This window comes from Cobetia sp. Dlab-2-AX (assembly GCF_024124625.1).
In the GTDB taxonomy this organism is placed as follows: domain Bacteria; phylum Pseudomonadota; class Gammaproteobacteria; order Pseudomonadales; family Halomonadaceae; genus Cobetia.
Window position 1 is genome coordinate 352,033 of sequence record NZ_JAMXRV010000004.1, and the last position, 19,283, is coordinate 371,315.

General features: G+C 64.2%; 12 protein-coding genes. 4 read left to right on the forward strand and 8 right to left on the reverse strand.

The features are described 5' to 3' along the window. Positions 1–70 precede the first annotated feature (70 nt). From NH396_RS09360 to NH396_RS09390, 7 genes are all read right to left on the reverse strand, one after another. Positions 71–1,273: a TIGR01620 family protein gene (locus tag NH396_RS09360; RefSeq protein ID WP_253063140.1), complete on the reverse strand. Its 1,203-nt coding sequence runs from the start codon at positions 1,271–1,273 to the stop codon at positions 71–73. Then, the gene (locus NH396_RS09365; protein ID WP_253063142.1) at positions 1,270–2,757 is read right to left on the reverse strand and encodes a YcjX family protein; all 1,488 of its coding nucleotides are present in this window, start codon (positions 2,755–2,757) and stop codon (positions 1,270–1,272) included. Before NH396_RS09365 ends, NH396_RS09360 begins: the two co-directional genes overlap by 4 nt. Positions 2,758–2,872: 115 nt before the next feature. Then, on the reverse strand, positions 2,873–4,078 hold the full coding sequence (locus NH396_RS09370; RefSeq protein WP_176678252.1) for an MFS transporter: 1,206 nt from the start codon (positions 4,076–4,078) through the stop codon (positions 2,873–2,875). A 144-nt stretch (positions 4,079–4,222) separates the two neighbouring features. Continuing rightward, the gene (locus tag NH396_RS09375; RefSeq protein ID WP_253063152.1) at positions 4,223–5,059 is read right to left on the reverse strand and encodes a DUF2927 domain-containing protein; all 837 of its coding nucleotides are present in this window, start codon (positions 5,057–5,059) and stop codon (positions 4,223–4,225) included. 132 nt (positions 5,060–5,191) lie between these two features. After that, positions 5,192–6,784: a solute:sodium symporter family transporter gene (locus tag NH396_RS09380; RefSeq protein WP_176676184.1), complete on the reverse strand. Its 1,593-nt coding sequence runs from the start codon at positions 6,782–6,784 to the stop codon at positions 5,192–5,194. Between the two features lie 506 nt (positions 6,785–7,290). After that, positions 7,291–8,886 carry a solute:sodium symporter family transporter gene (locus tag NH396_RS09385; RefSeq protein ID WP_176676185.1) on the reverse strand — a complete coding sequence of 532 codons (1,596 nt, stop codon included), beginning with the start codon at positions 8,884–8,886 and terminating at the stop codon, positions 7,291–7,293. Positions 8,887–9,261: 375 nt separating this feature from the next. After that, entirely contained in the window at positions 9,262–10,986 is a 1,725-nt protein-coding gene (locus NH396_RS09390; protein WP_253063154.1) for an alkaline phosphatase D family protein, read from the reverse strand. A 266-nt stretch (positions 10,987–11,252) separates the two neighbouring features. Here NH396_RS09390 and NH396_RS09395 point away from each other — a divergent pair, with 266 nt between their 5' ends. From NH396_RS09395 to NH396_RS09410, 4 genes are all read left to right on the forward strand, one after another. Beyond that, positions 11,253–11,870 carry a DUF924 family protein gene (locus NH396_RS09395; protein ID WP_253063156.1) on the forward strand — a complete coding sequence of 206 codons (618 nt, stop codon included), beginning with the start codon at positions 11,253–11,255 and terminating at the stop codon, positions 11,868–11,870. Between the two features lie 98 nt (positions 11,871–11,968). Beyond that, complete coding sequence (locus NH396_RS09400; protein ID WP_176676186.1) at positions 11,969–12,214, forward strand: GlsB/YeaQ/YmgE family stress response membrane protein; 246 nt, start codon at positions 11,969–11,971, stop codon at positions 12,212–12,214. A 319-nt stretch (positions 12,215–12,533) separates the two neighbouring features. Further along, entirely contained in the window at positions 12,534–14,780 is a 2,247-nt protein-coding gene (gene katE, locus NH396_RS09405; protein ID WP_176676187.1) for a catalase HPII, read from the forward strand. A gap of 451 nt (positions 14,781–15,231) precedes the next feature. Beyond that, positions 15,232–16,758, forward strand: a complete 1,527-nt coding sequence (locus NH396_RS09410; RefSeq protein ID WP_176676188.1) for a catalase — start codon at positions 15,232–15,234, stop codon at positions 16,756–16,758. A 163-nt stretch (positions 16,759–16,921) separates the two neighbouring features. On the opposite strand, the gene NH396_RS09415 is transcribed toward NH396_RS09410, so the two are convergent. After that, the gene (locus tag NH396_RS09415) at positions 16,922–19,042 is read right to left on the reverse strand and encodes a prolyl oligopeptidase family serine peptidase (RefSeq protein ID WP_253063158.1); all 2,121 of its coding nucleotides are present in this window, start codon (positions 19,040–19,042) and stop codon (positions 16,922–16,924) included. Positions 19,043–19,283 lie beyond the last annotated feature (241 nt).

Consider the following 19,283-nt stretch of genomic DNA (forward strand, 5'->3'; position numbering starts at 1 on the left):
GGCCGAATGGCCAGCAATCAGAGGCGCGCGTCTTGCTTTCGAGGTAGTGGCAGGGGAGGTCGCGGCCTGCTCAGCTTGGGTCGTCCTCGCCCTTGTCGGCCTTGCGCATGCGCGAGAACAGCTCCGCGCGCAGCTCACCGATGCGCGGCACCTCCTCTGCATGGAAGGGGATGGGGCGCAGCAGGCGCATGGCTCGCAGGCCGAGACGTGCGTTCATCAGGCCACTGCCCAATCCCTGACCGGCCTTGGTGGAGAGGCGGCCGGCCAGATTCATCGACAGCAGGTCCATGCTGGCCTCGGCGGCCAGTTCGCTGGCACCGGCGAAGGCCATCGAGGCCAGCACCTCCTTGAACAGCCGCAGGCGGCTGGCATAGCCCAGCTCCAGGCCGTAGAGGCGCGACAGGCGCTCCATCATGCGCAGCCCGCGCCAGGCCACCAGGCTCATGTCGACCCAGGTCAGCGGCGAGACCGCCACCATCACCGCCGTCTCGCCACTCATGCGCGAGATCAGACGCCGCGCCTCACGGTCCCGCGGCCCCAGCACGTGGAAGGCGAACAGCTCGCGGCGCTCCGACGGGGAGTGATGCGCTTCACAGGCGGCGCGCCAGGCGCGTACGCCAGCGTCATCATCGCCGAGCTTCATTTGACGACGCAGCTGTTCGAGCAGGTCTTCCTGCGGGCTGTCGGCCTTGCCGCCTGTCTTGCCGCCGGTCTTGGCTGAGTCCTCGTCAGGCGTGGACAGCGCATCACCGCGCTGACCAAAGCCCTTTTGGCCAAAGCTTTTCTGGCCAAAGTCATCCTGCTGATGTTCTTCCAGCTCGGCGCGCAGCGCGACGTGCCTGCGCAGGTGACGCAGCCTGAAGAGCTCCTTGCCCAGCGCGCGGGCGCCAAGCCCGATGGCGCCAAGGCCCAGCAGACCCCAGGCACCGGCGATCAGATCCCCGCCCATGGCCGCCTGATACAGCGCATGACCGGCTTCGACACCCCCGAGTGTCAGGGTGCCGAGCAGCAGCCATTTGAGGCCGCGATGACGTGGCCGGGCGCTCAGCGTCGCATCGAGCCCCGGCGTGGCGGGTTCCGGTTCGGCCGCCGCCAGCGGCTGGCTTTCCATCTCCGGCGAGAAGTGACGCGCGCCGCGCAGGGCCTCTGCCGCGCTCTTCGATGCGCTCTCGGTGGGGCGCTCTGCATAGGAGGTCGAGGCGGCATCGGCCTTTGTCGAACCGGGGCTCGTGAAGCGTTTGCCCGGGCGCGGATGGCGGGATTCGGTAGTCATTTCAGGTGGTCTCCCAGCAGCCAGTCGAGCACGGCGTCCATGCGAATGTGAGGTGGCGCATTGCCGTCGATCTTCGGCGGAGCGAAGTGGGGGAAGTCGAAGCGACTTTCGGCCCAGAAATTCGGGTCGGGCAGCCGTGAAGGCACCTCGCCCGGGAACAGCAGAACGGACTCGCGGCCAGCGCCTTGCGTGTCCAAGTCACTCGCCCCCTCGTGCTCGCCGAGCAGTTGTCCCGCCAGTGCCGGATGACGTTGGCCATTCTCTACCACCTCACGCGCCTCGCTGGCGCGGATGGCGGCGATGGTGAAGGCCTTGAGTGGTACATCGCGATAGCGCAGGCGCTTGAGCGGGTCCGCCAGCAGCTGCTCGAGCAGGTCGCGCATCGCGCCATGCTGCTCCGGCGTGACGTGGTCGGCCTTGGTGGCGGCGATGGCCAGGCGGTCGATGCGGCGGTCGATCAGGCGCGCCAGCAGGTGGCGGCGGCCATAGGCGAAGCTGTCGAACAGCTTGTCCAGCGCACGGCTCAGGTCGCGGAAGGGCGCCGGGCCGGCATTCAGCGCGCCCAGCACGTCGATAAGCACGATCTGGCGATCAAAGCGCCGGAAGTGGTCGTGATAGAAAGGGCGCACCACGCGGCGGCGATAGTGATCGAAGCGCCGCGCCAGGGTGCGATACAGGCTGGCTTCCGGCAGGGCGGCCAACGCGTCGGGTGTCCAGTCACCGAGCCCCGGCAGCGGGAAGAACTGCAGTACCGGCGCCTCGTCCAGCTCGCCAGGCAGCAGGAAGCGGCCCGGTGTCAGGTCGACGAAGCCACCCTTGCGGCGCGCGGCGTGCAGATAGTCGGTATAGAGGCTCGCGATCTCGGCGAGGCGGTCTTCATCCACTTCGCTGTCCGGTGTCAGGCCCTCGATGGCCGCCATCCAGTCCTGCGCCCAGTCGCCACGACCGTCGGCCAGCCGGGTCTCGCACTCACTGCTCCAGCCGCTGAAGTCCTGCTCCAGCATCGGCAGGTCCAGCAGCCATTCGCCGGGATAGTCGATCAGGTCCAGCGTCAGGGTGGCGCGCTGGCTGTCGAGCATGCGCGCGGCGCGCGAGGTGGGGCGAAAGCCTATCTTGAGGCGCAGTTCGCTGATGCTGCGGGTCGGCGTCGGCCATTCGGGGCCGTGGTGCGCCTGCTGGCCGGACAGCGAGCGCAAGCCGGCCTCCAGCGGGAAGCGCGGGATGGAGAGGTCCGGCTGGCTGACGCGTTCCGCGCCGAGCAGGCGGCCATCGCGTGCGGCGGGCAGCAGTTCCAGGCGCGCACCGAGTCCGGCATGGCGCAGCTGTTCGATCAGCGAGACGAGGAACGCCGTCTTGCCGGCGCCGGACAGGCCCGTGACGGCGAGGCGCAGCTGGCGGTCGAGGCCGCGCTCCAGCAGGTCATGTGCTTCGCGGCCCACATCGCGGGCAAGCTGGCGGGCGTTGCGGGTCATGGTGTTGAACATCAGGCATTCCCTGTCAGTGGGGGCGAGGCGGCGGCGCGACGTGCAGACGTCCTGGCAGGTGAAGGTGAGCTGGGTGATGGTCGGGACTTTTCAGCGTGCGCCGCTCGGCTCGCCATCATCCCTCTATCTGCGGGCGATCGGCGCGCAAGGCAAGCTGACGCCACGCCAGCAGGGCGATGGGCAGCAGGCAGGCGGGGATCAGCAGCAGGTTGAGCAGCGCCCAGCCCAGCGTGCTGACCAGGGGGCCGGCCAGCAGCGCCGTCACCGCCCCGGTGGTGAAGACGAGGAACTCGTTGGCAGCCTGGGTGCGGGCCTTCTCGTTGGGTCGATGGCAGTGGGTCAGCAGCGTGGTGGCGGGCAGGAAGGTGAAGTTCCAGCCGATGCCGAGCAGGATGAGACCGAGGAAGAACCCCTGGGTTCCCGTCAGGTAGTCGACGGCCAGCAGCTGCGCGGTGGCAAGACTTGCCAGCAGAAAGCCACAGCCTGCCACGATCATGGTGCCCGATCCGAAGCGGGCGACCAGCCGCCCGGTGAAGAAGGACGGCAGGAACATGGCGACCACATGCCATTGGATGATGGTGGCGACGTGACCGAAGCCGTGTCCGGCATGGGCCATCGCCAGCGGTGTGGCCGTCATCGCCAGATTCATCACTCCATAGCCGACCATCGCGCTGAGCACGGCCAGCAGGAAGGTCGGCTGACGCAGGATCACGCCCAGAGGGCGTGCAGGTTCCACTGCATCATCGTCGGCTGACCGGGCATTGCTCTCGCTGGGCAGGCGGATGAAGGCCAGCAAGAGAAGCGCCAGCAGATAGAGCGCCCCCAGCCCGATGAAGCTGCCCAGGAAGGGCGTGTCGGCCAGCGCATGACTGGTGCGGGCAAGCCAGGGTCCGAAGAAGGCCGCCAGCACGCCACCTCCCATTACCAGCCCGATGGCGCGTTCGCGCTGCTCCTCCGGGGCGACCTCCATCGCGGCGAAGCGATACAGCTGACCGAAGCCGATGCCGATGCCCACCAGCCAGGTGGCGAGCAGGAACAGCCCGAAATGCTGCAGATGCAGCGCCAGCACGGCCAGCCCCGCGCCAGCCAGCCCGCACAGATTGCCGAGCACGAAGCCACGTCGCCGCCCGAGGCGGGCGGTGATCAGCGAGGCGGGAATGGTGGCACACATCAGTCCCAGCCACTGGGTGGCGACCGGCGCGGTCGACCAGCTGCTCGAGGCCAGCTGGGCACCGATCAGTGGTGAGACCGCGATCAGCAGGATGTTGCCGCTGACCAGCAAGGCCTGACACAGCGACAGCAGCGTGACGGCCAAGGGCAGGCGTGCCCGGTCGGCAGCGGGAGAAGATAGTGGCATGAAGGCGCAGCTCCGTCGGATGTCGGCGCCCGGCGCGCCTGACCTGATTATGCCTGTACTCCGTCCAGGCGTTCCAACTCCGTGCCCAGGATTGCGCTCACGGCGCGCCTAGTCTCCCGCCCATTCCCGCAGGCTGCCCTGGCGCACACGGTGAATGGCGTGTGACAGCTCGCCCTGCTCGGCAAGGCGCTGGATGACTGCGGGCAGCGCAGCGCGGACCTGTGTAGCTGACATGCCGGGAGAGAGTTCCGAGGCATACAGCATCTTGAGCAGCACGTAATCCAGCGGGCTCAGCCAGGTATCCACCGTGACGTCACTGAAGACGGAGGGAAAGACGTTATCCGAATCATTGGGCAGCCCCATCAGCTGGGCGCTCTCCTCGACGACGCAGTCCACCAGACGCGCCTTCTGGCGGGCATAGTTCGCGGGGATCAGGATCAGGCCGCTGGTGATGGCGTGATCTGGCCCGGTCTTGAACAGCGTCAGGCATACGCCTTCCCGCAGAGCCTTGCGCATGCCCGGGGTGGCGGCCTGCTGCTTGCCGACATAGGCGGTGGCCTCGCGCGTCATGTGGTCCCGGGGTATGAAGGCGATGCGCAGATTGGCCTCCATGGCGGAAGACACGAAACTCAGCGGATGACCGGTGATGGTGGATAGATGACGGAACTGGATCTCGCTCATCTGTCGCTGCAGAGATGAGTCGCCCAGTTGCGAGTCGACCCAGACCGTGATCGGTTCCTGCCAGCGCACCAGCGAGGCGCTGCTGCCGGGTAGGTATTCACGCTTGAGCGCCACTTCCATGAAGCTGTCCGTCAGCACATCGGCCCGCTGCCAGCGCTCGGCGGCCTGACTGAGCGGTGTTGACATCAGTGAGGCGAGCAGGGACAAGCACAGTGCCAGCATCTTGAGACGCGGACGACAGCAACGACGGCGGTAGCGGGACATGTAAGACCTCGGTGGTGAGCGACTCATCCAGCATGCCTGAAATGCACACGCCCCGCGTGTCCGGGAGGACATCACGGGGCGTGATACACGATTGATGACGATTTGGCGCCGGGGCAAGCTCGTCGGCAGGCGTCAGATGAAGGCCAGATAGATGGCGATCACCAGCACGACCAGCAGCAGTGCACAGACCTTGGCACCTTTCCAGGGCGTCATGTCGATGGCGCCGACATCCTGCTGGATCCACGGCTCGTCACGCGGCGCCAGCTTGCCGATGATCAGCATCATCGCGATCAGCAGCACGAATACCAGGCCGACGAAGTGGAACTCGTGGATCACGTCAAGCACGCCGGAGAAGGCCGGCACGAAGTAGACCACCCCGATCACGCTGCAACCGATCAGCAGCGCCAGGTTGGCGGCGATGGTCGGCACGCGACGCGTCAGCAGCCCCATCAGCACCACGGCGAAGATCGGGATGAAGTAGATGGCATTCATCTTCTGCAGGTAACCGAACAGGCTCTCTTGACCGGCCAGCAGCGGCGCGAGGGTCATGGAGGCGATCGCCAGCACCCAGCCGAAGCCCTTGGAGACCTTGACCACTTCCTCGTCGCTGGCATCACGACGCAGATGCGCCTTGTAGATACCGGTGGAGAACAGCGTGGTGGTGGCGTTCAGCGCCGAGTTGAAGGACGACAGGATCGCCCCGACCATCGCCGCGGCGAAGAAGCCGGTCAGCGGTGCGGGCAGCACATCGAAGACCAGCTGGCCGTAGGCGCTGTCGGCCTTGACGCCGGAAGAGGCATAGAGGTGATACGCGATGATGCCGGGAATCACCAGATACAGCGGGCCCAGCAGCTTGAGGGCACCGGTCAGCAGTACGCCTTTCTGGCCCTCGGCGAGGGTCTTGGCGGCGAAGGTGCGCTGGATGATCTGCTGGTTGGTACACCAGTAGAAGAAGTTGATGATCATCACGCCGGTGAACAGGGTCGAGAAGGGCACCGACTGGCCTTCACCACCCATGGAGTTGAATTTCTCCGGGTTGGCGGCGGTCAGCGTGTCCCAGCCGGCCATCACGCCCTGACCATCACTCACCGCATCGAGGCCGAAATAGACGATCAGCATGCCGCCGATCAACAGGCCCACGCCGTTCAAGGTGTCGGAGATGGCGATGGAGCGCATGCCGCCGAACAGGGCATAGATGGCGCCGATGATGCCGACCACCCAGATGGTCATCCACAGCAGCGCATTGGGCGAGCTGATGCCGGTCAGCGAGGGCAGATCCAGCATGCCCTGCAGGCCGATGGCACCGGAGTAGAGGATGATCGGCAGCAGGATCACCGCGTAGGCGAACAGGAAGATCAGGTTGGTGATCAGCTCGGTGCTGCGTCCGAAGCGCAAGGCCAGCAGCTCGGGCAGGGTGGTGATGCCACTCTTGAGGAAGCGTGGCAGGAAGAACATCGCCATCACCACCATGGCCAGTACCGCCATGACTTCCCAGGCCATCACCGACAGGCCATCGGTGAAGGCGGCGCCATTCAGGCCGACCATCTGTTCGGTGGACAGGTTGGTCATCAACAGCGAGCCCGCGATCAGCGGGAAGGTCAGACTGCGTCCGGCGAGGAAATAGCCGGTGGAATGCGAGGTGTCATCGCGATGTGTCCACCACCAGGTCAAGGCGGCGACCAGGCCGGTAAAGAACACGAAAGAAACAAGGGTAAGGGCATGCATGGGGAGATTCCTGTGGGCCTGCGGCGGCGAATCTTCGGGAAATGGGCAGGTTGCCCGGGGAGAGATTCGCTGCCGACAAGGCCGTGGCGATGCAATGCACACAGCAGGCTGTGTCATCGTCCGTGATGAGACTTACCGATAACATTCAGGGCAAGGCTGGCGATAGTGTAGGTATCTCCCGATATCTCGCTATCCGCCATTTGTAGAACATACGTTGGTTTTGTGGCGGGCTCGGCGTCGATTGAGCGTTGAGGATGGGCAGGTGGGCATCCCTTCTCAGTTTCTGGCATCAGTCGCTGAGCGCAGGATCTTGAAAAGATGCATGTCGCGGCGCTTGCCGCGCATTGCGGGGCATCCTTGATGCCCGACTAGATACGCCGGCGCCCCGCCATCGGCGAGGATGGCGGGGCGCCGGCGTGGTCATTTCCTGTGGTCCTCTCTTTCGGTCATGCCGTACTGTCATGTCGAGAACGTGTGTCGTGCAGTCGCCCTGGCGAGTGGAGCGATCAGCCGGCGAAGGCCAGATAGATCACCATCACCAGTACCAGCAGAACGATGCTGGCGATACGCGTGCCGGCCCAGGGCGTCATGTCGATGGCGCCGACATCCTGCTGGACCCAGGGTTCGGCACGCGGTGACAGCTTGCCGATCACCAGCATCAGAGCGATCAATACCACCAGCACGATGGCGATGAAGTGGAAGTTGTGCACCTGGTCGACCAGCTCGGAGAGCGTCGGCACGAAGTAGAACAGGCCGATGACCGCGCAGCCGAGTACCAGCGCCAGATTGGCGGCGATGGCGGGTACGCGCTCGGAGGCCAGACCTACCACGATCACCGCCAGCAACGGGATGTAGTAGATCGAGTTCACCTTCTGGATGTAAACGAACAGGCTTTCCTGGGTCGCCAGCAGCGGCGCGATGGCCATCGCGGCGGCGGCCATGATCCAGCCGGCCCACTTGGAGGCAGTGACCACTTCCTCATCGCTGGCACCGGGCTTGAGGCGTGCCTTGTAGACATCGAGGCTGAACAGGGTGGCGGTGGAGTTGAGCGCCGAGTTGAAGGACGACAGGATCGCGCCGACCATCGCCGCAGCGAAGAAGCCGGTCAGCGGAGCAGGCAATACATCGAAGACCAGCCGGCCATAGGCGGCATCGGCCTTGATGCCGTCACCGGCGTACAGTTGATAGGCGATGATGCCCGGCAGCACCAGGTACAGCGGGCCCAGCAGCTTGAGGGCACCGGTCAGCAGTACGCCCTTCTGGCCCTCGGCCAGAGTCTTGGCGGCAAAGGTGCGTTGGATGATCTGCTGATTGGTACACCAGTAGAACATGTTGAGCAGCAGCACCCCGGTGAATAGGGTCGAGACCGGCACTGACTGGTCATCCCCGCCCAGCGAATTGAGCTTCTCCGGGTGGGTCTCCTTGAGCGTCTCCCAGCCGGCGAGAATGCCATTGCCGTCACCGACACGGTCCAGCCCGTAGTAGACGATGATCATGCCGCCGATCAGCAGGCCGATGCCGTTCAAGGTATCGGAGATGGCGATGGAGCGCAGGCCACCGAAGAGGGCATAGATGGCACCGGCGATGCCGACGGCGATCACGGTGCCGGTCAGCAGCACCATCTGCGAGTCGATGCCGGTCAGGGCGTGCAGGTCGAGCACGCCCATCAGGCCGAGGGCGCCGGAGTAGAGAATGCTGGGCAGCAGGATGATGGCGTAGGCCAGCATGAAGATCAGGTTGGCCAGCAGTTGGGTGGTGCGATCGAAGCGCAGTGCCAGCAGTTCCGGCAGGGTGGTGATGCCGCTCTTGAGGAAGCGTGGCAGGAAGAACATGGCCATCGCGACCAGCGAGACCACGGCCACCACTTCCCAGGCCATCACGGAGAGGCCGTCGGTGAAGGCGGCGCCGTTGAGGCCCACCATCTGCTCGGTGGAGAGATTGGTCATCAGCAGGGAGCCTGCGATGATCGGGAAGGTCAGACTGCGCCCGGCGAGGAAATAGCCGGTGGAATGTTGATGATCGTCACGACGGGTCAGCCACCAGGTGATCACGGCGACCAGCCCCGTGAAGAACACGAAGGAGCTCAGGGTGAGGGCGTTCATGGCGTTATCCTTGTTGAACAACAGGGCTCGGAGGCCTGCTTGCTCAGCTGCCCATCGTCTGCAGAACATGCCTCACCGTTGGCGCGCGGTACCACGAGACACGCTGTCAGCGACCGACATCTGGCGTGCCGGTCAGTGTCAAAGAAATGCAGAACCCTCACCATTGACAATTTGTCTGACATTTTTCTGTAATTGTCTGATTCATGCAGACATAGCCCGCCAGCGGCTGTCGACCTGTCGCCATGACCAGAACGCCCCGCCTCTTGCGTGTCGATCGACGGCAGGAGGCGGGGCGTTGTCGTTGTCAGAACCTGGTATCGCAAGCCGCCAGTCAGCCGCGAGTGCCAGAAGCGGGTGGCGGAACAGAAACCGCTGTCAGGCGCTGGCGGCGGGAGTCAGCACCTGCTGATAGAGCGAGGCGCCATGGATGTCCTTGAGCGTGACGGTCAGCGCCTCACTTTCCGGATCAAGATCCACCTGGCCGAAGAACTGGAATCCTTCACTGGGTGACATATTGGCGCGCCCTTGCGGCGGGGCCTTCACGAACTCCAGTTTTGGCCCGAAGGTATTGTCCAGCTCGCCCGGCCCGTAGGTGCCGGCGTGGATCGGACCGCTGACGAATTCCCAGAACGGCGTGAAGTCCTTGAAGACGGCGCGCTCGGGCGAATAGTGATGTGCGGCGGTGTAATGCACGTCGGCAGTCAGCCAGACCAGATTCTGGATGTCGTGATCGCGCACGAACTTGAGCAGTTCGGCAATCTCCTGCTCGCGTCCCAGCGCCTCGCCATCGCCATTGGCGCCGTTCTCGAAGTTGTCGCCATCACGCACCAGCAGCCCGATGGGCATGTCGGAGGCGATGATCTTCCAGGTGGCGGTGCTGGCCTTGAGCGACTGCTTGAGCCAGGCAAGCTGATCACGGCCCAGGAAGTCGGTCTCGGGGCCACGCTCGGACTGGCGGTTGGCGGAATTGGCGCCGCGGAAGCTGCGCATGTCGAGCATGAACATCTCGAGCCCCGGCCCGAAGCTGAAGTTGCGGTGGATGCGCTCCGGCGCCTCTGGGCCGGTGCGCAGCGGCATGTTCTCGAGGAAGGCACGCCGCGCATTGGCGGACAGCACATCGAGATTCTTCTCGGTGTAGCGACTGTCCTCGAGAATCTCGCCCGGGTACCAGTTGTTGGTGGTCTCGTGGTCATCCCACTGGGCGAACATCGGCACTTCGGCATTGAAACGGCGCAGGTTCTCGTCCATCAGGTTGTAGGCGTACTGGCCACGATACTCGTCCAGCGTTTCTGCCACCTTGGACTTGGCCGGTGTGACGATGTTGCGCCACAGGCTGCCGTCATGCTGGGTGACGCTCTCCTCGAGCGGGCCATCGGCATAGATGGTGTCACCGGAGTGGAGGAAGAAGTCCGGCTGGACCTGACGCATGGTCTCGTAGAGACGCAGGCCGCCGAAGTCCGGATTGATGCCCCAGCCCTGGCCGACGGTGTCGCCGGACCACACGAAGCGCAAGGCGCGCGGTCGCTGGGCGCTCGGCGGCAGAACCAGGCGACCGGCGGTGGCCTCGCTGATGGCGCGGTGGTCATCCAGCGCTGCGTAACGTACCCGGTAGAAGACCTCGCCGCTGGCGTTGGCGCGAGTATTGATACGGGTCAGGTCCAGCTTGCTGGTCAGGCCATCCGTCGGCAGGGCCACCGGGCCACGCATCTGGAAGGCGCCGCGCATCTCGGGATTGTCGGCCAGCTCGATCAGCATGCGTGCCGGCTTGTCGCTCTGACTCCACAGCATGGCGCGGCTGGCGGTCACGTCGCCGCTCATCACGCCAGAGGGCATGCGTGGTCGCCGCCCCTCAGCCATCACGATGGCGGGAGCGCCGAGCAGGCCCGTGGTCGCCAGCAGCCCGACCCCAGCACCCTGCAGGCCACGCCCCAGCAGCTGGCGGCGGTCCATCCGTGACGGGGCGCCGGCGGGGGTGACTGTCGCAGCGTCATTGCCGGCTGGCGCAGCGCTTGGCGAAGAGGGGGATATGGGGGTGGTTTGAGCGGCGTGGGACTTGCGAGAGGAGCGCAAAGGCAGCAGATCAGACAGACGGCGGGACATGACGGGCTTCCTTGTAAGGGTCTGGCGTCAGGTTGGGGTAGAGAGTGGCAACATAAGTGACATCAAGGCACCAGCCAGCGCGGGACAGGCCGCAAAGGCTGACAGCACTGATGGGAGAGGCTACTTTCCACGCTCAAGATGAAGATCCGGTGTCAGAACCATGATCACCACGCGCTGCTCAGGACCGGCACTCGCAGTGCAAGGTGGTGCGCTCCGTCAGGCCTGTCTCGCGGCTTTCTTCCCGACTCCACGCAAGGACACCTTCGATGCCCCCCTCCATGCCCCCCTCAAGCCCCTCGGAATCCCCGCAACCTGACGCCGCCAGGCTGATCGCGGACAGCCATCCCCAGGCACGGCAGGTACTCGATTACTGGTTCACTCAGCTGACGCCCAAGGACTGGTTTCGCAAGAGCGATGCCCTCGATGCTCAGCTGCGCGAACGATTCGCGGAGCTACTCGAGCAGGCGCAGGCCTGTGAACTGTGGGAGTGGCGCACCACTCCCGGTGGGCGGCTGGCGGAAATCCTGCTGCTGGACCAGTTTGCGCGCAATATCCATCGCGATACGCCGCGCGCCTTCAGTGGCGACAACCTGGCACTCGCGCTCTCCCAGCAGGCCGTCATGCTGGGCGATCTGGAGCACTTGCCGATCGCGTGGCAGCCCTTCGCGATCATGCCGTGGATGCACAGCGAATCGTTGCGCATCCATGAATACGCCGAACAATTGTTCGCACGCCCCGGTCTCGAGCACACCTTGCGCTACGAGCATCTGCATGCGGACATCGTGCGTAGATTCGGCCGTTACCCGCATCGCAATGCGATTCTCGGTCGCGAGTCCACGCCTGACGAGGTCGCCTTCCTGGGCCAGCCAGGCTCATCCTTCTGACAAATGAAAGATCGCCCCCTTTTAAATGTATGGCGTCGTCTCCAAGACTTTTACAGCGGCGCCAAGCGCCCGTACATCAGTAAGGAAGGAGACAGCAGATGGGTATCATTCTCGGATTGATCATCGGTGGTCTGGCCGGCTGGATCGCAGGCAACATCATGCGCGGCGGCAGCTTCGGCATTCTTGGCAACATCGTCGTCGGTGTCGTCGGCGGCCTGCTGGGCAGCGTCATCTTCAAGCTGCTGGGGCTCGCCACCACCGGCATCATCGGCTCGCTGGTCGTCTCGGTCGTGGGGGCGGTGGTGTTGCTGTGGATCGTCTCGAAGGTCAAGTCCAAAGCCTGACGGCGCGCTGTCGAGCCCCGTCAGGCGCGAATTAGCAAGCGCAAGCAGCAAGTACAGTCGTCAACAGCAAGTGAAGTCCCTTGCGGGTGTCTGGATGGATTCGATGTAGCCACCCGCCGCAGCAACGCCTCTTGTCACCCGGGGTACCTGAATGCCCGGTGATCTGTCACGGCGCCTAGAGGCGCCTTGTCGAGGTGTGTACCTGGACAGGAAGTACCTGGACAAGAAGTACGCCGGCAAGAGGCGGCAAGGCCGAATCATCCTCCAGCGCCACAGTAGTGGCGCGTTGCGGATCTAGCGAAAACAGGAGCGTTTGAGCATGGCGAGCAATGAGCACGATTCTGCACCTTCTTCCCCGTCGAATGCCGACAGTGCGAAGTGCCCCTATCATGAGGGCCAGAATCGCTCGGCAGAGGGAGAGAACCCCTATACCCATCCCAACCGCAATGGGCCGCACGACACCAGGCCCAATGCCGGTGATGGCCATGCCAAGGACGAGGCGTTGGAGACCTATCGCACCGACGCCGAAGGGCATGATCTGCGTACCAACCAGGGGCTGCGCATCGCGGACAACCACAACTCGCTGAAGGCGGGAGAGCGCGGTCCGACCCTGATGGAAGATTTCATCTTCCGCGAGAAGATGAACCACTTCGACAATGAACGTATTCCTGAGCGTATCGTTCACGCGCGCGGCGCGGCCGCGCACGGGTATTTTCAGGCCTACGACAATGCCGCCAGATATTCCAAGGCTGGTGTGTTCAGCGACCCGTCCAGGAAGACGCCGGTATTCGTGCGCTTCTCGACCGTGCAGGGCTCGCGTGGCTCCAACGACACCGTGCGCGACGTGCGCGGCTTCGCGACCAAGTTCTATACCGATGACGGCAACTGGGACCTGGTCGGCAATGACATCCCGGTCTTCTTCATCCAGGACGCGATGAAGTTTCCCGACTTCGTGCACGCGGTGAAGCCGGAACCGCACAACGAGATTCCCCAGGGGCAGTCGGCCCACGATACCTTCTGGGACTTCGTGTCACTGATGCCGGAAACCACTCACACCGTGCTGTGGACCATGTCGGACCGCGCCTTCCCGCGTCATTACCGCAACATGGAAGGCTTCGGTGTGCATACCTTCCGTCTGATTGACAGCGAAGGCGTGTCGCGCTTCGTCAAGTTCCACTGGAAGCCGGTGGCCGGTACCTGCTCGCTGATCTGGGATGAAGCCCAGAAGCTGTGGGGGCGTGACCCGGACTTCAACCGTCGCATGATGTGGGATGACATCAAGAGCGGTGCACCGCTGGAGTGGGAGCTGGGCATTCAGGTGGTCGAGGAGAAGGACGAGCACAGCTTCGACTTCGACATTCTCGACCCCACCAAGCTGATCCCCGAATCGCTGGTACCGGTGGTGCCGATCGGCAAGATGGTGCTGGACCGCAATCCGGACAACTACTTCGCCGAGACCGAGCAGGTCGCCTTCAATCCGGCCAACATCGTGCCGGGGATCGACTTCTCCAATGACCCGCTGCTGCAGGGGCGTCTGTTCTCCTATCTGGATACCCAGATGCTGCGCCTTGGTGGGCCGAACTTCCACGAGATTCCCATCAACCAGCCGGTGTGCCCGTTCCACAACAACCAGCGCGATGCCCAGCATCGACAGACCATCAACACGGGGCAGGCGTCCTACGAGCCGAACTCCATCGATGGTGGCTGGCCGGCCGAGACACCGCCGTCCAACGATGCCCATGGCGGCTTCGAGCCGCATCATGAGCGCATCGAGGCGCACAAGGTACGTGCGCGCAGTGCCTCCTTCGGGGATCACTATTCCCAGGCCACCCTGTTCTGGAACAGTCAGACTGACGTGGAGAAGGAGCACATCATCGCGGCCTACACCTTCGAGCTTTCCAAGGTCGAGCGTCCGTGGATCCGAGAGCGGGTGATCACCGAGATCCTGCCCAACATCGATCTGGAGCTGGCACGTCGCGTCGGTGAGAATCACGGCATCGAGACACCGACCAGCAAGCCCGCGCCGGACGGTGAACTGGGCACCCGCCAGGTCGACAGCGACCCGGCGCTGAGCCTGATGGCGCGCCTGCCGGACTCGATCGCCACCCGCAAGGTCGCGATTCTGGCCGCCGATGGCGTCGCCATGGAAGATGTTCGCTCGACCAAGGAACAGCTGGCCGCCGAGGGTGCCGAAGGGGTGTTGATCGCCCCGAGCATGGCGCCGATCAAGGCCGGAGACGGCACCATGCTGTCGCCGGATGCGATGCTCAATGGCCTGCCGTCCGTGGCGGTGGATGCCGTCGTCGTCGCTGGCGGTGTGGGTAGCGTCGAGACGCTGAGCGGCTCGGGCCTCGGGCTCTATTATGTCCAGGAAGCCTACAAGCACCTGAAGCCCATCGTGGCCATCGGCGAAGGCAAGGAGCTGCTGGCCGCCGCACGCGTGTCGGTCGAGGAGGGCGTCATCCTGGTGGATGATGTACTCGCCGCCAGCCTGCCGCTGCGTGATGCCCTGATGGCTCACCGGGTGTGGTCGCGCGATGCGCGTGCCAATCAGATGCCAGCATGAGGCGCTGACGCCCCACAAGGTATGGTATGACTCACCAAGCCCCCTGACCTGCGAAGGTCAGGGGGCTTTTTCATGGTCATGATGTGGTCATCTGTGAACGTGAAGATGGGGTGGCGGTGATAAGGTGTAAACAGGGTTGATGATGTCGTCGGGTTGAGTGCCGTCCTGCGGTTCACGCCGCTGAGAGGGGTTGATAGGCTCGGTGATAGGGGCTGATTATCGAAGGCATGCTGGTAATTGATTATCGCTGGATTCATCAGATGCGTAAGGTAAATAGGCATCAAGGGGTCACAAGCCAGCACATGCCGGGCAGGCATCGGCCCCGACCCGATCCGACAATGGGCTGCAGGCCTTCACATCAAGCAGCGCATGAAAATGTGACATCAGCAGTATCTGGCCTTGCCAGTCGAGTTTGATAGCGCTTTTTTCTACCTGACAGGAGAACGTCTACATGTCCCAGACTCCACGCTATACCACAGGTAACGGCGCCCCGGTGCCTCACGATGACATCAGCCAGACAGCGGGCCCGAATGGTTCACTGACCTTCGACAACTGGCGTCTGTTCGAGAAGCTGGCGCACTTCAACCGTGAGCGCATTCCGGAGCGTGTCGTCCACGCCCGCGGCGTTGCCGCCTACGGCACCTTCACCCTGACCCGTGACCTGTCTGATCTGACCATCGCCCGCTTCCTGCAGGGTGTCGGCAAGCAGACCCCGTTGCTGGCGCGTTTCTCCACCGTGGCCGGTGGCCAGGACAGCGGCGACAATACCCGTGACGTGCGTGGCTTCTCCTTGAAGTTCTATACCGAGGAAGGCAACTGGGACATGGTCGGCAACAACACGCCGGTGTTCTTCATCCGCGAACCGTCCAAGTTTCCTGACTTCATTCACACCCAGAAGAAAGACCCGCGCACCAACATGGTCGACTGGCAGAACCGCTGGGAATTCTGGGCCAACCATCCGCAGGCGCTGCATCAGGTCACCATCCTGATGTCCGACCGCGGCATCCCGAAGTCGTTGACCACCATGAACGGCTACAGCTCGCACACGCTGAGCCTGTGGAACGACAAGGGCGAGCGCGTCTGGGTCAAGTGGCACTTCAAGACCGATCAGGGCCACGAGACACTGACCGATGACGAAGCGGCACAGGTCGCACCGGACTTCCACCAGCACGACATGTTCACCCGCCTCGAGCGTGGCGAGCGTCCGAGCTGGACCGTCAACATCCAGGTGATGACCGAGCAGCAGGCACGTGATTACCACATCAACCCGTTCGATCTGACCAAGGTGTGGCCGCATGGTGACTTCCCGCTGATCGAGATCGGCAAGATGGAGCTCAACCGCAACCCGGAGAACTACTTCGCGGAAGTCGAGCAGTCCGTCTTCTCGCCGTCCAACTTCGTGCCGGGTATCGGCGCCTCGCCGGACCGTGTGCTGCAGTCTCGTCTGTGGGCCTACGCCGATGCACACCGCTATCGTGTCGGTGCCAACGCCGAGCAGCTGCCGGTCAATCGTCCGATCTGCCCGGTCAACCACTACCAGCGTGATGGCGTGATGGCGGGCATGTGCCCGGTCACCGGCCACGGTGGCGGCCCGCTGGGCGGCCAGGCCGGTCAGGGCGTGCCGGGAGAGACGAAGGAAGGTGGCCAGTACTCACGCACCAACTTCTATCCCAACGAGCGTGCTGACCAGGGCGCCCCGGTGCCGGACGCTACCGTCGCCGAGCCGCCGATGCCGCTGGAGCAGAACGCCTGGATGGGCTATCACGACAACAGCGATGAGGATAACTACAGCCAGGCCGGCAACCTCTATCGTCTGTTCGACGAAGGCCAGAAGACGCGCATCACCGACGTCATCGCCGGCACCATGGTTGGCGTCAGCCACGTGGTCCAGGACAAGATGATCGCGCACTTCCGTCAGGCGGATGCCGATTATGGTGATCGTATCGCCACCAAGCTGGCCAAGCTCGATCCGCGCTGAGTCAGTCATGCTGCACCCTTCGTCAGGTCAGTAGTGCTACCTTGAGCTGACGAGAAACTCAAGGCCCCCGCCGGGTAACCGGCGGGGGCCTTGTCGTATGCGGCTTTCAGGGTGCTATCCGACAGTCACAGCGCTGTGCGAAAGACACGCAAGCACAGGCACCTCAGTCGTTGTCGCGCGTGGCCTCATTGCCGTCAGCTTTCTCGCACACGCCCAGCGCCCACAGCAGGAAGGCGTCCTGGCGCGCATTGTCATGCCACGCCTTGAAGCGACCCGAGGCGCCGCCATGTCCGGCGCTCATGTCGGTGCGCAACAGCACCGGATGCGGCGTGCAGTCCATCTGGCGCAGACGCGCATACAGCTTGGCCGGCTCCCAGTAGGGCACGCGGGTGTCATGCCAGCTGCCCTGCAGGAACAGCGGCGGATAGGGCGCGGCGCTCAGGTTGTCCAGCGGCGAATAGGCGCGGATGCGACGCCGCGCCTCGTTCTCGTGCGGGTTGCCCCACTCGGTGTATTCCGCGGTGGTCAGCGGCAGCTCCGGGTTTTCCATGGTGCGCAGCACATCGACGAAGGGCACATCGAGCACCGCGGCGCAGAAGGCCTCTGGGCGCTTGTTGAGGCTGGCGCCGACCAGCAGACCACCGGCGCTGGCACCGTAGGCGGCAATGCGATCCGCGGCCCCGACGCCGTGCTCGACCAGCGCATCACGCGCGGCGAGGAAGTCGTTGAAGCTGTTTTCCTTGTGTTCCAGCTTGCCGGCCAGATACCAGGGCTCGCCACGGTCTCCGCCCCCCCGCACGTGGGCGACCGCGAAGGCGACACCGCGCGTCAGCAGTTCCAGACGGGCGATCGAGAACCACGGGTCCAGCGTCTCGCCGTAGGCCCCATAGCCGTAGAGCAACACCGGCAGCGGGGCGTGGGGACGGCCCGTGTCATCACACAGGTCGCGACGCATCACCACCGAGACCGGCACCTGCTCGCCATCGTTGGACGTCGCCCACAGGCGGCGGCTGATCAACTGTTCGGGCGCGAGATCGCCATGCACGGTCTGGCGCTTGAGCAGTCGGCGCGCACCCGTGTCGAGGTCCAGCTCGATCCAGCTCGGCGGGGTGGTGAAGCTTTCCTCGCGGATGCGCAGGCGGCGAGCGTCGAAATGCGGGCAGTCGCCCAGCCCCTGACTCAGAGGTTGTTCCGGCATGGCCAGGCGTTCGTCGCGACTGATCGCCTGTGTCTGTGCCGTGCCCTCGAATTCGATCACGCGCAGCCATGCCTGGGCCTGACGGTGATCGCGTTCATCGACCATCAGCCCCCAGCTGAAGGCTTCGACGCCTTCCAGCGTCACCTCATCGCGGGTGGCGATCAGCGGCTGCCAGTCGCCGGGCGCATGCTCGGAGGCGATATCGAGCTGGAAGTGCGGCGCTTGCCTGTTGTGCAGCACATAGAAGTGGCCGGGGCGGTGGTCGACACCGTACTCGACACCGGTCTCGCGGGCGCGCACCAGGCGCATCTCATCCAGCGGGGCATCGGCCTTGAGCAACCAGGTCTCGCTGGTGTCCTTGGAGGCGGTTTCCAGAATCAGCCAGGCGCGTGAGCGGGTCTTGCCCATGCCGACCCAGAATTCGCTGTCTTCCTCGCGGTAGAGCAGCGTCTCGGCGCGGCTCGTGACATTCAGACACCAGATCTCGAAGGGGCGCTGGGTGCTGTCATAGCGCGTGAACAGCAGATGCTGGCCGTCCTCGGCCCACACCAGGTCCGGCCCGATATCCTCCAGCAGGCACTCGTCATCGTGGCCGGCGTTGCGTGAGTCGCCATCCGTCGCGTTCAGTGTTGCAAGACGCAGGCTGAACACCTCGTCGCCGCTGGTGTCCAGAGTCCATGCCAGTTGCTGTTCATCCGGGGAGATGGCCATCTCGCCCAGTTCGACGAAGTCGTGATGGCGCGACAGGCTCTGCAGGTCCAGCAGGCATTCGTGCTGGCGGGTATCGGCGGGGTCGGCGCCGATCGCATGGCGCCACCAGACCGGATAGTCGGCGTCTGCCGCGGTCTCGCTCCAATAGACGTAGTGATCCAGTGCCTCGGCCAGGCTTGAGACGGCCAGTTCGCGGCGCGCAAGATGGCCGTGATAGAGGGCGTCGCTCAGCGGCGCGAGCGGTGCGAACCAGCGATCACTCTCGGCGTTGACCGCCGTGAGAAAGGTGGTGACCTCTGGCGTGTCGCGTTCTTCAAGCCAGTGCCATTCGGGGTCATCGGCACGATAATGGCGCTGGACGGGGCTATCGGGCATGGCTACCTCGTGAAAGTGGGGTGCTCGAGTGTGTCGGGCGGGCATGGAGTGTAACATTGAGCCTGTCCCACAGCGTGCGCAAGCCCTTGCCTCATGGGAGGCATCGCCGCCGTGAGAGATGAATGCGCAGCCTCTGGTGCCACGCAACGTGTGGCTCCCGATGATGGGATGACTCGATGGCTGAACTGAGGTGTCGGGTGCTTCTGCACAGGACAGGCACCCCTCTGAATGTCAGTCTCGA

What these genes read in the sequence shown, in the direction of transcription:
- NH396_RS09360 (WP_253063140.1), bottom strand. Translation starts at nt 1,273, where the DNA reads ATGACTACCGAATCCCGCCATCCGCGCCCGGGCAAACGCTTCACGAGC.
- NH396_RS09365 (WP_253063142.1), bottom strand. Translation starts at nt 2,757, where the DNA reads ATGTTCAACACCATGACCCGCAACGCCCGCCAGCTTGCCCGCGATGTG.
- NH396_RS09375 (WP_253063152.1), bottom strand. Translation starts at nt 5,059, where the DNA reads ATGTCCCGCTACCGCCGTCGTTGCTGTCGTCCGCGTCTCAAGATGCTG.
- NH396_RS09380 (WP_176676184.1), bottom strand. Translation starts at nt 6,784, where the DNA reads ATGCATGCCCTTACCCTTGTTTCTTTCGTGTTCTTTACCGGCCTGGTC.
- NH396_RS09385 (WP_176676185.1), bottom strand. Translation starts at nt 8,886, where the DNA reads ATGAACGCCCTCACCCTGAGCTCCTTCGTGTTCTTCACGGGGCTGGTC.
- NH396_RS09390 (WP_253063154.1), bottom strand. Translation starts at nt 10,986, where the DNA reads ATGTCCCGCCGTCTGTCTGATCTGCTGCCTTTGCGCTCCTCTCGCAAG.
- NH396_RS09395 (WP_253063156.1), top strand. Translation starts at nt 11,253, where the DNA reads ATGCCCCCCTCCATGCCCCCCTCAAGCCCCTCGGAATCCCCGCAACCT.
- NH396_RS09400 (WP_176676186.1), top strand. Translation starts at nt 11,969, where the DNA reads ATGGGTATCATTCTCGGATTGATCATCGGTGGTCTGGCCGGCTGGATC.
- katE (WP_176676187.1), top strand. Translation starts at nt 12,534, where the DNA reads ATGGCGAGCAATGAGCACGATTCTGCACCTTCTTCCCCGTCGAATGCC.
- NH396_RS09410 (WP_176676188.1), top strand. Translation starts at nt 15,232, where the DNA reads ATGTCCCAGACTCCACGCTATACCACAGGTAACGGCGCCCCGGTGCCT.
- NH396_RS09415 (WP_253063158.1), bottom strand. Translation starts at nt 19,042, where the DNA reads ATGCCCGATAGCCCCGTCCAGCGCCATTATCGTGCCGATGACCCCGAA.